The 14939-nt window shown below is 32.2% G+C and carries 9 protein-coding genes and 1 pseudogene; 9 read left to right on the forward strand and 1 reads right to left on the reverse strand.

Going from position 1 to position 14939, the window contains the following annotated elements; translation table 11 throughout:
• Window positions 1-189 precede the first annotated feature (189 nt).
• The 6 genes and pseudogenes from BN2087_RS05390 to BN2087_RS09570 all read left to right on the forward strand — a co-directional run bounded on the left by BN2087_RS05390 (window position 190) and on the right by BN2087_RS09570 (window position 10862).
• Window positions 190-1776, forward strand: a complete 1587-nt coding sequence (locus BN2087_RS05390; protein WP_049690814.1) for a hypothetical protein — start codon at window positions 190-192, stop codon at window positions 1774-1776.
• Between the two features lie 108 nt (window positions 1777-1884).
• Window positions 1885-2052 (forward strand): annotated as a pseudogene (locus tag BN2087_RS05395) (replication initiator protein A); the annotation flags it as partial.
• Between the two features lie 195 nt (window positions 2053-2247).
• Window positions 2248-9036 (forward strand): S8 family serine peptidase, encoded by a 6789-nt coding sequence (locus BN2087_RS05400; protein WP_049690815.1) that lies wholly within the window; start codon window positions 2248-2250, stop codon window positions 9034-9036.
• Between the two features lie 435 nt (window positions 9037-9471).
• A complete protein-coding gene (locus tag BN2087_RS09595; RefSeq protein ID WP_053094092.1) occupies window positions 9472-9969 on the forward strand; it encodes a reverse transcriptase domain-containing protein in 498 nt (165 codons plus the stop codon).
• A gap of 5 nt (window positions 9970-9974) precedes the next feature.
• Window positions 9975-10436: a reverse transcriptase domain-containing protein gene (locus BN2087_RS09600; RefSeq protein WP_483413459.1), complete on the forward strand. Its 462-nt coding sequence runs from the start codon at window positions 9975-9977 to the stop codon at window positions 10434-10436.
• 129 nt (window positions 10437-10565) lie between these two features.
• Window positions 10566-10862, forward strand: a complete 297-nt coding sequence (locus BN2087_RS09570) for a group II intron maturase-specific domain-containing protein (protein WP_425339114.1) — start codon at window positions 10566-10568, stop codon at window positions 10860-10862.
• Between the two features lie 77 nt (window positions 10863-10939).
• On the opposite strand, the gene BN2087_RS05420 is transcribed toward BN2087_RS09570, so the two are convergent.
• A complete protein-coding gene (locus BN2087_RS05420) occupies window positions 10940-11905 on the reverse strand; it encodes a phage integrase SAM-like domain-containing protein (protein ID WP_049690817.1) in 966 nt (321 codons plus the stop codon).
• A 721-nt stretch (window positions 11906-12626) separates the two neighbouring features.
• Here BN2087_RS05420 and BN2087_RS05425 point away from each other — a divergent pair.
• The 3 genes from BN2087_RS05425 to BN2087_RS09455 all read left to right on the forward strand — a co-directional run bounded on the left by BN2087_RS05425 (window position 12627) and on the right by BN2087_RS09455 (window position 14855).
• Window positions 12627-12800 (forward strand): hypothetical protein, encoded by a 174-nt coding sequence (locus tag BN2087_RS05425; protein ID WP_049690818.1) that lies wholly within the window; start codon window positions 12627-12629, stop codon window positions 12798-12800.
• Between the two features lie 93 nt (window positions 12801-12893).
• Window positions 12894-14558 (forward strand): recombinase family protein, encoded by a 1665-nt coding sequence (locus BN2087_RS05430; protein WP_049690819.1) that lies wholly within the window; start codon window positions 12894-12896, stop codon window positions 14556-14558.
• Between the two features lie 63 nt (window positions 14559-14621).
• Window positions 14622-14855, forward strand: coding sequence for a hypothetical protein (locus tag BN2087_RS09455; RefSeq protein WP_245190843.1), 234 nt, complete (start codon window positions 14622-14624; stop codon window positions 14853-14855).
• Window positions 14856-14939: the final 84 nt, after the last annotated feature.

The following is a 14939-nucleotide window of genomic DNA, read 5'->3' on the forward strand; positions in this document are numbered from 1 at the left end:
GAGGTGCTTGAACTTGCTTGTGGGTTTCGTGTCATAATAGTGATAGAGGCAAATAGTTATGTAAATATAAGGAGTTCAAAACTTCTACCAAATTTTAAAACTCAAAAAATAAATAGTTGGTGTGCTGCTTAGAGTAATTATTATATAATAATTATTGTAAAGAGTACATCAACATAAGGAGGTAGTTAGATGCCAAGAAAAGGGGTAACCATATATGATTTATTAATATCTTGTCCAGGCGATGTTACAGATTTTTTAGAAATAATAAAAGAAAGTGTTGAAAGCTTTAATAGAACTTTTGGTGATTTAAATAATATCGAAGTAGTTACTAAACACTGGTCTACAAATAGTTATCCTGAATCAGGTGATAAACCACAAGAATTATTAAATAAACAATTTGTTAGAAATTGTGATGCTGCAGTTGCAGTTTTTTGGACAAGATTTGGTACACCAACTGATAGGTATGGATCTGGTACAGAAGAGGAAATAGAAGAGATGCTTTTAGCTAATAAGCAAGTATTTATGTATTTTTTGAATGCTCCTATTAATCCTTCCGAATTCAATCAAGAACAATATCAAAAAGTGTTAGAATTTAGAGGAAAATATAAGGATAAAGGAATATACGCAATAGTTGATGATAAATTTGATTTTCAGCGACAATTTACCAATCATTTATCATTATATTTTTTATCATTAATTTCGGATTCAGGAAATTCGAAAAGTGAAATATTAAATCCTATATTAAAAATAAGAGATTTAAATACATTTTCAGAAGAATATTGTTCAATAAGTATGAATAAGTTGTTAGAGTCAAAATCTATTAACAATCAAAAAGATAAAATAATAGAGAGTATTGAAACTTTAAATAATTTTATTTTGCCAGAACGTAGTAAAGATATAAGTTCAGAAAAATATAATTTTAACGAATTAACTAATATTAACAAATCATATGGACAAATTAGTAAACTTAGTGGGATAAATAATTATGTAGAAATTAGTGACGAATGGATAAAAGCTATTAATGATTTTGCTAATAAAAATCAAATTAACATTGAAGAAAATTTTTGGAATTTGGGAAACTTAAAGAGTTATAGTTCTCAGCTACAGCTTCCATTTGGGAGTAGTGGACCTTCGTATTATGGAACTGATGAGGAGAAAAAACGCTATTCGTTGTTAAAAAAACTTTATATTAGTATAAAAGAATATAATGAATATAACGAGTATTTTGGATATATAGATAATGTTAAAGTTATTAAATTAATGATTTCAAATTTAGGTAATACATTTGATGAAGATATTGATATTAAATTGATTATACCAAAAGGATACATTCTTAAACATAAAGATTTACCTGATCCAGGCATGAATATTATAGAAGACTTACTTGAAATGAAACTTTTTGATTTCATATTTTCAATTCAAGAGAGTGATACTGTTAATAGATATGAAGATTCAAAAGTGGATAATTTAAATTTTAGACATGTTAATAGACTTAGTCCAATTTTAACAAAAAGCATTAAGGATGAATATGAAGATAACAAATATGATTATCGAGATTTATTAGATGACATATTTTCATATAAGCAATTTGAAAACTCAGATTCTGATATTTTGATTTTCGATATAAAGTATTTAAAACACAACTCTTCAATGGCATTTCCTTCTATTTTAATGTTTAAAAACCTTCCAGAATCAATAGAATATGAGATTACATCAAAACATATACCTGAAATTATAAAAGGGAAAATATATATTAAAGACAATATTAGTGGATGAAAAAGAGTTTTTAAGGTTATCTAATGATGAAAATTTAATATGTGAATCTCAGACGATAGAAAGTAATAATTCTGTCGTCTTTTTTTATTTCAAAGAAAGGAGGTAAGGATGAATTTTGATTATTTTTATAATAGGCAATCTGAGATGTATTACTTCATTAGGTTACCTATGGTATTAATGAAAGATGAAATTTTTGAGAGTATTTCTATTGAAGCTAAAGTTTTGTATTCATATATGCTTAAATTATTTGCTAACCACAAAATAAATGGCTATATAAGCTTAATCTAGCGAGTGCGATAAATCTTGAAAAAGTGTTAAAATATTTAATGATTATATTGACAAGCTGATATAAAAGTGTTACTATGCTTTTGTGATACTGAAAATCGCTATCACATTTTTATATTTTGTATATTCATATGAATTAATATTTAACATGTTAAAAAAATATTTAGTAGAGGATATGGGGAATAAATGAATAATAAAAGAATTATTAAGGCGACATTAATTGCCGCCTTGTCTATTTCATTCTTATTTAACGAGCCTTCCTTTGCCAGTAGCGAAGAAGAAAAACCGCTAGAAGCAAATAACCAAGGTCTTTTTGAAGAAAATGAAGCAACTGTAGAAAAAAAAGAAGAAGCAAAAAAAGAAGAAGCTTCTGATAAAGAAAGTGAACAAAATAAAGAAGAAGCAAAAAAAGAAGAAGCTTCTGATAAAGAAAGTGAACAAAATAAAGAAGAAGCAAAAAAAGAAGAAGCTTCTGATAAAGAAAGTGAACAAAATAAAGAAGATGCAAACAAGGACAAAGCTCCTGCTTTGGAAACTTCCCTCAAAGAAGATAAGTCTGTTGAAAAAGAAGGGAAAGCAACAGAAGTTACACATAAAGCTGACCTTAATAAGGATTCATCTACTGAAGAAAAGAAAGACGAGGGAAGGCTCATATACATAGCCGAATTTAAAGATAAAGAGGCTGGGGAAAGGGCAATGAAGGAAATATCAAAACTTTCTTCTACAAAAGTTTTGTATGCCTATAACACAATTTTTAATGGTTGTGCAATTGAAACAAAACAAGATAATCTTGATTTGATTAAACACATCGAAGGAATCTCATCTGTAGAAAGATCCCAAAAAGTTGAGCCAATGATGAATCACGCTAGGGAAGAAATTGGTGTCAACGAAGCTATCGACTACCTAAAAGCTATCAACAAAGACATGATAATGAAGTTTGATGGTAGGGGTATGGTAATTGCAAACATAGATACTGGAACTGATTATAGACACAAGGCTATGAGAATTGATGATGATGCTAAGCCTTTTATGAGATACAAAAAAGAGGACTTGCAGGGAACTGACAAGAACTTTTGGTTGAGTGATAAAATTCCTCACGCCTTTAACTATTATAATGGTGGCAAAATCACTGTCGAAAAATATGACGATGGTTCTGACTATCATGATCCACATGGTATGCATATAGCAGGAATCCTTGCTGGAAATGATACTGATGAAGATATAGCTAAGTACAATGGAATAGACGGTATAGCACCTAATGCTCAAATCTTTTCTTACAAGATGTACTCAGATTCAGGTGATGGCTTTGCTGGTGATGAAACAATGTTTCACGCTATCGAAGATGCAATCAAACATAAGGTTGATGTAGTATCTGTATCTTCTGGATTTACAGGAACAGGCCTTATTGGTGAGAAATATTGGCAAGCAGTTAGAGCTTTAAGAAAAGCAGGTATTCCTATGGTAGTTGCTACTGGTAACTACGCAACATCAGCTTCAAGCTCATCATGGGACTTGGCTGCTAATAACCAACTAAGGATGACCGATACAGGAAATGTAACAAGAACTGCTGCCCACGAAGATGCCATAGCTGTTGCATCAGCCAAAAATCAAATAGTAGAGTTTGATAAGGTAAATATTGGTGGCGAAAGCTTCAAGTATAGAAATATCGGTACCTTCTTCGATAAGGATAAGATTATTACAAATGAAGACGGAAGCAAGCTATCTGACAAAGTAAAATTTGTTTATATAGGCAAGGGTCAAGATGAAGATCTAGTTGGTCTTAATCTTAAAGGCAAAATTGCCGTTATGGATAGAATCTATACCAAAGATTTAAAATATGCCTTCAAAAGAGCTGCGGATAAGGGTGCTCGTGCAATCATGGTTGTAAATACAGTTAACTACTACAACAGAGATAACTGGACAGAGCTTCCAGCCATGGGCTACGAAGAAGATGAAGGAACAACTTGCCAAGTATTTTCAGTATCTGGTGATGATGGACTTAAAATTTGGAATATGATTGCTCCAGCCAATAAAACTGAGGTTAAGAGAAACAAGAAAGAAGACTTCAAAGATAAGCTTGACCAATACTATCCAATTGATATGGAAAGCTTCAACAAAAACCGTCCAAAGCTTGGTGATGAGAAAGAGCTAGACTTTAACTTTGCTCCTGATACAGACAAGGAACTTTATAAAGAAGAAGTAATCGTGCCAGCAGCTTCTACATCATGGGGTCCAAGGGTTGACCTCCTCCTAAAGCCAGATGTATCAGCACCAGGAAAGAACATCAAATCAACCCTAAATGTAATTGATGGCAAATCAACTTATGGTTATATGTCAGGAACAAGTATGGCAACACCAGTGGTCGCAGCATCAACAGTATTGATTAGACCAAAACTAAAAGAGATGCTCGAAAAATCTGTCCTCAAAAACCTAGAAGGTGAGGATAAAATCGACTTAACTACTCTTACAAAGATTGCCCTACAAAACACAGCAAGACCAATGATGGATCCAACAGGTTGGAAGGAAAAATCACTATATTATGCTTCGCCAAGACAACAAGGTGCAGGTCTAATTAACGTTGCTAATGCACTAAGAAGTGATGTTATAGCAAGCTTTAAAAATGTTGACTCCGCAGGTCTAGTAAACTCATATGGATCTATATCACTTAGAGAAATTAAGGGAGACAAGAAATATTTCACAATCAAGTTGATTAATACATCAGATAGGCCTCTTACATTTAAGGCTTCATCATCTGCAATCACCACAGATTCCCTTACCAATAGGCTAAAACTTGATGAAACTTACAAGGATAAGAAATCATTAGATGGCAAACAAATTGTTCCAGAAATTCATCCAGCAAAGATTAAGGGTGCAAATATTACTTTCGAACACGATGTATTTACAATTGCTCCAAACTCTTCATATGAATTGAAGGCTGTAATAAATGTAGGAGAAGCAAAAGATAAAAACCAATTTGTAGAATCTTTCATTAGACTTGAATCTAAAGAAGAACTTGAGGCAATGTGTGGTGGGGAAAACAAGACAGTATTCCAACCATCTCTATCAATGCCACTTATGGGCTTTGCTGGAAACTGGAACAAGGAGCCAATCCTTGACAAGTGGGCTTGGGAAGAAGGCTCTAAATCAAAAACCATGGAAGGTTATGACGATGATGGTAAACCCAAAATACCTGGAACCTTGAACAAGGGTATAGGTGGAGAACATGACATCGATAAATTCAATCCAGCTGCCGTTATCCAAAACAGAAAAGATGGAAATACAAAATCACTTGATCAAGATCCTGACTTATTTGCACTAAATAACAATCAAGGATTATTTGATCCATCACAAAGCGAATCAAAAGTCGCAAGAATTTATCCACTTGATAATAAGGGAGAAACACAAGAAGTTCAAATAGAAAGAGGGCTAACACCTTCCCCACTCGTTCTAAGAAGTGCAGAAGAAGGCTTAATCTCAATTGTAAATACAGACAAAGAGGGCGAAGGACAAAAAGACCTCAAGGTTGTATCAAGAGAGCACTTCATCAAAGGAATCCTAAACTCAAAGAGAAACGATGCTAAGGGTATTAAGTCATCCAAGTTAAAAGTTATGGGAGATTTGAAATGGGATGGCCTTATTTACAATCCTAGAGGAAGAGAAGAAGGCGCTAATGATGATAATAATAACCAAGACTTGGAAACAAAACTTAGGGGTCAATTTGAACCAATAGCTGAGGGTCAATACTTCTACAAGTTCAAATACAGATTAACTAAGGATTATCCATGGCAAGTTTCTTATATACCAGTAAAAGTTGACAATACAGCTCCAACAATTGTCGATGTTGATTTCTCTGATCCAAACAAAATCAAATTAATAGCAAAAGATACTTACCACAAGGCAAAAGATAAGTACAAAAACGAAACCTTGTTTGTAAGAGATCAAAAAGACCATCCAGAGAAATTTGAAGAAGTAGCCAACGAAGTATGGTATGCAGGTGCAGCTATAGTTGACGAGTACGGTGATGTTGAAAGAAACCTTGATGTAAAATATGCAGGAGAAGGCGAAGGTAGACATAGAAAGCTTGATGCTAAAGGAAATACTATCTACGAAATTAAAGGAGCTGGAGATTTAAGAGGAAAAATCATAGAAGTAATAGCCCTAGATGGTGCAAGCAACTTCACCAAAATCCATAGGATAAAATTTGATAGTAAAGCTGATGCAAAGGGAATGATTTCTTATTACCTAGTAGATCCTGACAAAGATTCTTCTTCTTACAAAAAACTTGGAGAAATTTCTGAAGAAAAACTCAAAAATGCAATAAGCTCAGAGGAAAATACCAATAATAATAAAGCTAAGGATGAAGACTCAAAACCAGCTGAAGAAAGTTCAGTTGAGGGAGAAGCTAGCCTTGAAATAGATAAAAATATTTCAACAATTAGAGAATTTGAAAATAAAGACCTAAAGAAACTAATTAAAAAGAAATATAAGAAAATAGAAGACTTTACAACTGGTGGAATGAAAACAGTAGAGCTTGATTATCTATATGATGAAAAAGGAAATGTAAAATCCTACGAAGATGGAAGTGATCTAGAATATGAAACTGAGAAACTTGATGATGTTAAATCAAGGCTTGGTGGAGTGTTAAGTCCATCAAAGGATGGCCATTTTGAAATTCTTGGAGAAGTAAATAATGTATCAAAAGATGCTAAGGCCTACTATGGTAATGACTTTAAACTAATAGAAATCAAGGCAAGTAAATACGACCCACAAACAAAAACTCTAACCTTTGACTTATTTGCAAACACAAATGATGTAGTCGATGGTCTATCCTTTACTGGAGATATGAATATTATCGTAAAAGATAAGGGTCAAACAAAAGCTAAAACTATAATAAGAATGCCAGAAAAGAAGGATGAAGCCGAGGAAGCTTCACCATATGCTTCAAGCTATGGAAATATTATCGAACTAGGTGAAGGTGAACTAACTAAACAAAAACCAAAAGATCCAAGCAAGATGGATACAAACAAGATGTTCTTCGATAATGAAAAGGGTCAATATGTATTAAATGATAATATGATTGTAAGAAATGGATATGCCCTAAGAGTTACGACATTTAACCCAGGAAAAACTGATATGCTTGATGGTAATGGAGTTTATAGCAAGGAAGTTATAGAAAAAATCCAAAATACTGCCCCTAACATCAAGGCCCTATCACAAAAAACAATCTACTGTGATAGTAGAAATGTTGAAGATGGTAGAAGCACTCAATCAGTTCTCATGTCAGCCTTGGACGGATTTAATATAGTTAGATATCAAGTCTTTAAATTCAAAACTAATGACAAGGGAGAAGCTATAGATAAAGATGGAAATCTTGTAGATGATCCTTCTAAACTAGTTCTTCTTGGCAAAGATGGCAAGGAATACCTTGGAGATGATAAATCCAACGTAGAAGCCATCAAAGAAGACGGAGCAATGCTATTTATAGATGCAAAACCAGTAGATTTGACTATGGATAGAAACTATTTCAATCCAACAAGGGACAATAAAATCTATGTAAGAAAACCAGAATTCTATTTAAGAGGAAAGATAGGAGATAAGGGTGGTTTCAACTGGGAAATGAGAGTTAACGAGTCAGTTGTTGACAACTACCTAATCTATGGTGATTTACACATTGATAATACAAGAGACTTTAATATTAAGCTTGATGTAAAAGATGGAGACATCATGGATTGGGGAATGAAGGACTACAAGGCTAATGGCTTCCCAGATAAGGTTAAAGATATGGATGGCAATGTCTACCTACAAACTGGTTATAGTAATCTCAATGCCAAGGCTGTAGGTGTTCACTATCAATTCCTCTATGATACTATAAAACCAGAAATCGAACAAAAAGATGATGGTAACACAGCTATTGAATATGATAAAGATAAATTCATCAAATTCAATGTTACAGACAAGAGAGATGGGGATAAGGCTGGAGAAATCCAAGATAAACAAATCTTTGTAAATGGTAAAGAATACAAGTCCTTAGATGATATCAAAGATATCAAGGATGATAAGCTAACAATTAAGTTTGTAGTAAAAGACTTTGCAAACAATACTAGGGTAAAAGAATTTAGCTTTGACAAAAAAACTGGCTCATTAACTCCTGTAGATCCCGAAAAAGTCAAGATTACAATAGGTAATAAGGAAAATGAACTTGTAAAGGGAGAGGACTTCCGATTACCAGAATACAAGGGAGAACTTCCAGAAGGTAAAGGCTTTAAGGGTTGGAAAGTCAAAGTCAAAGACAAAGATGGAAAAGAAAAAATCAAAGCACAAGGTTCCTTCCTATTTGCTGAGTCTGATCTAAGTGTTGAACCAGACTTCTACGAGCTTCATAAAGAAGTTAAAGAAGAAAATAAACAAACTTTTGATGAAACAAAGAAAAAAGATGAGGATTATTCAAAGATTTGGAATATAACTTGCCCAAGTGATACAGAAGAACCTTCAGACAATCCTTGCGAAGAACCATCAGAAGAAGCTTCAGAAAATCCTTCAGAAAATCCACAAATTCCAGAAACAAATATAGCTCATAAGAGTGAAAATCCAAAAGACAATCCTTGCGAAGAACCATCAGAAGTACCTTCAGAAAATCCTTCAGAAAATCCACAAATTCCAGAAACAAATATAGCTCATAAGAGTGAAAATCCAAAAGACAATCAAGGATTAGTAGTAGAGGTAAGCTCAGAGACTAAAAAGCTTAAAGGAGATCCTTCAAAAGACGATAACTTAGTTCAAATTCCAAGGGAAGATAAGGATAAAGAAGAAGCAAGGGAAAATAAGAACCAAAGAAGTGATGACAAATCACAAGCAAACAATGATAAAGCTCCAACAAGTACAAATGTTAAAACAGGAGTAGAGAGCCTATCATCAGTAGTTATGGGACTATTTGCAGCAAGCCTTGCCTTATTCAAGACTAAAAAAAGAAAATAAAAAAGACCTAATATAAGCTAAGCAAATATTAGACCTTATGCCAGAGTTAGCTTTAGGCTTGCTCTGGTATTTTTGTGTGCTTGGCATGAGCATATTCTAACAGGTGTAAGTCCCGGTAGTGGGAAACATATAGCCAAAGGCAAGGGTGTCCATCGTGAGGTGGAATCTGAAGGAAGCCCTAGGCAAACTCTTGGTCTGACGAACAGAAATCACATAAGGCAGTTACGTAGGATAAGCTTGCAAAACAAAGTAAAGTCCAATAACTACACGGAATACGTAAATGTAAATGTGGCAGATAGATGAGAGGAAAGAATATGCCCTTACCCGAGGAGGTCTCATAGGCGACTTAGTAGTAACAACAAACTATGAGAAGTCAGCAAAAGTCATAGTACTAGTTAAAACTAGGAAGGACCGAACTACAGGAGGTATAAATTTATGAAAGAAACTAATCATGACAAAGACTGTAGAAAATTAACCAGACAAATCAAAGATAACTCGGAAAGTGAAAATAAATTAGCTGTACACAGTCATGATAAGATTAACTCAAAAGAAGAAAATACCAAAAATGAACTAATTGAAAAGATACTCCATAGAAACAACCTAAACGAAGCCTTTAGAAGAGTAAAATCCAACAAAGGTTCAGCAGGAGTAGATGGAATATCAACAGAAGAACTCCTAAAACATCTAAAAGAAAACAAAGATAAAATACTAGGACAAATAAGAGCAAGGAAATACAAACCCAAACCAGTAAAAAGGGTACAAATACCAAAATCAAATGGTAAGAAACGAAATCTAGGAATACCCACAACAACAGATAGGGTGATACAACAAGCAATAGCACAAATACTAAGCTCCATCTATGAAAAGAAATTTTCAGAAAACAGCTATGGATTTAGACCAAAAAGAAGTGCACACGATGCCTTAAAAGGATAAAAGAAATAGCAGATGAAGGATACACATGGGTAGTAGATTTAGACCTAGAAAAATACTTCGACACAGTAAATCAATCCAAACTCATACAAATCCTATCAGAAGAAATAAAAGATGGAGATGTAATATCCTTAATACACAAATATCTAAAATCAGGAATAATGATAGATGGGATAAAAGTAAAATCATACAAAGGAGTACCACAAGGTGGACCCCTAAGTCCATTACTCGCAAACATCTACCTAAATGAAGCTGACCAAGAACTTGAAAAATGGGGATACAAATTTGTAAGATATGCAGACGACATGCTAATATTCGCAAGAAATAGGAAAGCAGCCGAAAGATACTATAAGAGAGTCAAAAATCTGTTAGAAGGAAAATTAAAACTTAAAGTAAACGAGGAAAAGACCTCAATAAGAAAATTAAGCCAAACAAAATATCTAGGATATGGATTTTACCATAACAATTGAACCCAATTAAAAGCACACAAAGAAAGCCTAAAGAAACTAAAGGCAAAACTAAAAGCGGTAACAAGCAGAAGTAATGCACTAGGCTATAGGCAAAGAAGAATAAAAATCAACCAAATCGTAAGAGGATAGATACAATATTTCAAACTTGCAAATATGAGAAAACATCTTCAAATTTTAGACGAATGGTTAAGAAGAATCAGAATGTGTGCGTGGAAAGGCTGGAAGAAAGTAAAAACCAAATTTAAAAACTTAGTAAAATTAGGTACAGCTAAATATCAAGCTTGGCAATGGGCAAATACACGCAAATCCTATTGGAGAATAGCAAAAAGCCCAATACTGAGCAGAGCTCTTAACAACAAAAGAATAGCTGAAAGGGGCTATATATCCCTAGTCAGCTATTACAATAAAGTTCAAATTAAACGGTAGAACCGCCATATACGGAACCGTACGTACGGCGGTGTGAGAGGTCGGTAGATGGATTAATCATTTACCTCCTACTCGATTTATACAATATAATTTACTACAGTAACATCTAATCTCCAATGACTTAAAGCCAGTACAGAAACAGCCATAAGGGCTAGACGATTATAGATAACGGGTTTCCCATTTTGGATAGCTCTTTTTTTATTTTCTCCTCTGAGTTCATAGGGAGTATCATTCATATCATCAATAAATCGTTTTAATTTAGCTTCATATTTTTGGGGATTTGCTTTATATAAATCATAATTTCCTCTTTCAAACATTTTAATAAGTCTTTCTCTTAATGATCTAGCGAATCCATTAACTGTTAATATTATATTTTCAAAGAATTGGTAAACATCATTAGCGTGTTCTTTTCTTAGGGCATGAAGATTTATTTTATTATTCATCTCATCTTTTGAGAATACATTATGACCTGTAGGAACTTCTTCGAATATATTTTTAACTATAGGTATATCTTTAGGGAGAATCATTTGAAAAGTTTCTTTTCCGCCTTTTCCTTTTCTTACATGGACATAATATATGCCATATTCTCTCTTAATAAAATCCTTTCTTTTTAGATTTTCAAGTTCATTTCTTCTTATACCAACAGCTTTTTGTAAGGTAATTAGCCTTTTAAATTCAGGTGAAGTTTCTTGTAATTTTCCATAAGGATTTTCTGCTTCTTGTCTACCTTTTATTATGGTATTAGATTTCCTCCTAGGCTTATTAATATCTCTCATATTTACTCCACAAGCCTTGCAAATAGGGGCAAGGTAGGTATGAATAGTACCAGCAGAAAACTTAAAAGGATCTTCCTGTAAATGGTTTGAGTATTTTTGTATTAAATCTTTATCTACTTTTTCTATTTGTTTAATTCCTTGTTCTTTGCACCAGCTTGCAAATTTCTTACAGGCATATTTATATTGCTTTCTGGTTGTATTTCCTTTTAATCCTTCAGATGCTCTCTTAAATAGTTCAAATTGTAAGCTATTTTTATTTCTTGACATTCTGGAATCCTCCTAAATAAATTTGGTTTCTATATTATTGTTAATTAGCCTCCTCCTTTTTTTACGAGCTTAAGATGCTCTAAAAAATCTAAATAATATAGGCTTAAATATTATTGTTATTTCAATTCAGCAGACACCGTCTTGATATAACTTTTAGATTTTGCCATTTGATTAAACAGGTAATTTTCATTCTTTATTTTTCCTCATTTTATCCTTAATATTTCATAAATTATTTATTAAACCATAATATTCCTGCCTAAACTGGTAATTTTCAAAGATGACTCTTTAAAAATTACCATTTAGGTTCTTCTAATAAATACATATCGAAGAACCCTTGAGATCATGAATTTTAATGGCATCAATTCAAGACCTTCGACTATTTTGAAATAATAAAGTTACCGTAGCCGGACCTTATTACTTTGAAAATAGTTGAGCCTAGCAAGTAGGACTACCGTTTTTTATCTGGTGAGATAATTGAGGTATATCTAAGACATACCTTTTGAGATAATAGAGTTATATCATCTCTTTTTTCCTTTACGAATGTCAAATTGTGTTTCCTCCTTTTTCATCTCCATTTCTTCAATCTTCTATTTTTAATATGTAATAAAGTCATTTGGATAAAAAAAAGAGTAGAATATGAATATTAAAAACTAAAAAAACACCTTTCTAAAAAAATTATGGCATATAAAAAGTGAAGAAATTTTTTAAGGAGGTGGTTATCATGGCTGATGAGTTAGACGGGCTTGCTCGTCTACTACAAGAATTTATAGAGAAATATGCAGATCAAATAGATTTTAAAAGCCTAGATATGCCACCAGAAATTTTAGAATCTAATTTAGATTTGGATAAGAAAAATTATGAAAATAATAATGAGGACTTAAAGCCAACAAATTAGTTTATTTGTTGGTTTTTAAATTGGAATATAGTAAAATATAGTGTATAAAAGAACTTGCTATTTTATCCAAACTTATTTAAAGGAGGTGTTTCCATGAAAAAGAAAAGAGCCTATGTTTATATTAGAGTGTCTACTTCTATGCAAATTGATGGCTATTCCCTAGATGCTCAGGAAGAAAGAATAAAACAATATGCTAAAGCTTATGATATAGAGATAGTAGATGTTTATAAAGATGCTGGAAAATCAGGGACATCAATAATTGGCAGAAATAATTTTATAACTATGTTAGATGATATCAAAGAAGAAAAAGACAACGTTGATTGTGTTTTAGTATTCAAATTATCTAGATTTGGTAGAAATGCAGCTGATACATTAAATTCTTTGCAAGTAATGGAAGAGCATGGGGTATATTTGGTATCAGTTGATGATGGCCTTGATAGTTCAAAAGATGCAGGAAAATTAGTCATAACTATACTATCGGCAGTAGCTGAGATGGAAAGAGAGAACATCATCGCTCAAACCATGGAAGGCAGAAAACAAAAAGCAAGAGAAGGAAAATGGAACGGTGGTTTTGCTCCAATTGGGTATAAGCTTCAAGATGGAGAATTGATAATTAATGAAGACGAAGCTAAAGCAATAAAAATGATTTTTGATTTATACACTAATTCAGATATGGGAGCAAATGGAGTTGCAAAATATTTAGCATCATTAGACATAAGAAAACCTATCAGACAAAATGGAAAATCACTATATTTTTCTGCTTCATTAATTCGCCAAATTTTAGATAATCCTGTATATAATGGGAAAATTGCCTATGGTAGAAGAAAGACAAAAAAGGATAAAATTACAGGGAAAATTTCGCAAGAAAAAGCTGATAATTATATTATAAGTAAAGGAATACATGAAGCTATTATTGACGATGAACTTTGGGAATTAACGCAGAAAAAGAGAAAGTCACAAGCTAAGAAATATGAAAAGATAAATAGAGGAAATGATGAGAAAACTTATCTATTGTCAAGCCTTATAAAATGCCCAGTTTGTGGTGCAGGTTTATATGGAAATAAAAGTCGTAAACGCAAGAATAATGGAGAACACTACAAGGATTATTACTATTACTCATGTAAGCATCGACAATTGATGAATGGATATAAGTGTAACTTCAGTAAACAAATTAAGGCGGATGCAATCGATAGTGAAGTTGCAACAATAATAACAAAAATAATTAGTAATCCAAGTTTCGCAAAAAAATTAGAAGAAAAAATTAATATACAAATAGATACTGATGAAATAGATAAAATCATTGACAAGCACATGGCTAAAGAAAGACAATTATTGGGAACAAAAGCATCTTTGATAAATCAAATTGATTCTTTAGATTTTGAAGATAAACATTATGAAAGAAAATTTGAAGATTTAAATCTAAGGTTAGATGCAATCTATGATCAATTAGATTATGTAGAATTACAGATTTCAGACAGCAGAAAAAGAAAAGAAGCTATCTTAGAAGAAAAGATAACTTCTGATAATATTTATAAGATTTTGATTAATTTTCATAAGCTATATTCAGTGCTTTCATACGTCGATAAGAAGAGATTATTCAATCAATTGATAGAAAAAATAGAAATATATGGAGAAAAGACTGAATCGGGTAGATGGGTTAAATCGCTTACTTTCAAGCTTCCATTGATAGATGAGGATATCAATTTAAGTTTGGACAATGATAGTTCCGTTGAGAGTGTAGTATTGATGTCAAAATGAGATTTAGTTTAAATTTTACAAAACTAAATAACTGGTAAATTATATATTAACTAAAGGATAATAATGAACTTTTTAGAATTTAAAAATAAATTTATAAATAACGTGATAAATCAAAATAGTAATATAAATATACAGAATCTTAAAAATTCTTTAAATAAAATACCTTTGATATTAAAAAATATGGAAGGGAATAGACTCATAATGATTAGGGATTTAATCTGTGATGAAACAATAGGTTTCAATTATATATCAGAAGTATATCTTGCAAATATGATTTTTTTTGAAATGAGCTCATAGTAGGAATAATATCACCTGACTGGTCTAAAGGGTGGAGGAACATATCATCAAATAAATATATTTCTGAAATTATATCTGATTATA

The organism is Anaerococcus jeddahensis, from assembly GCF_001182725.1.
Lineage (GTDB): Bacteria > Bacillota > Clostridia > Tissierellales > Peptoniphilaceae > Anaerococcus > Anaerococcus jeddahensis.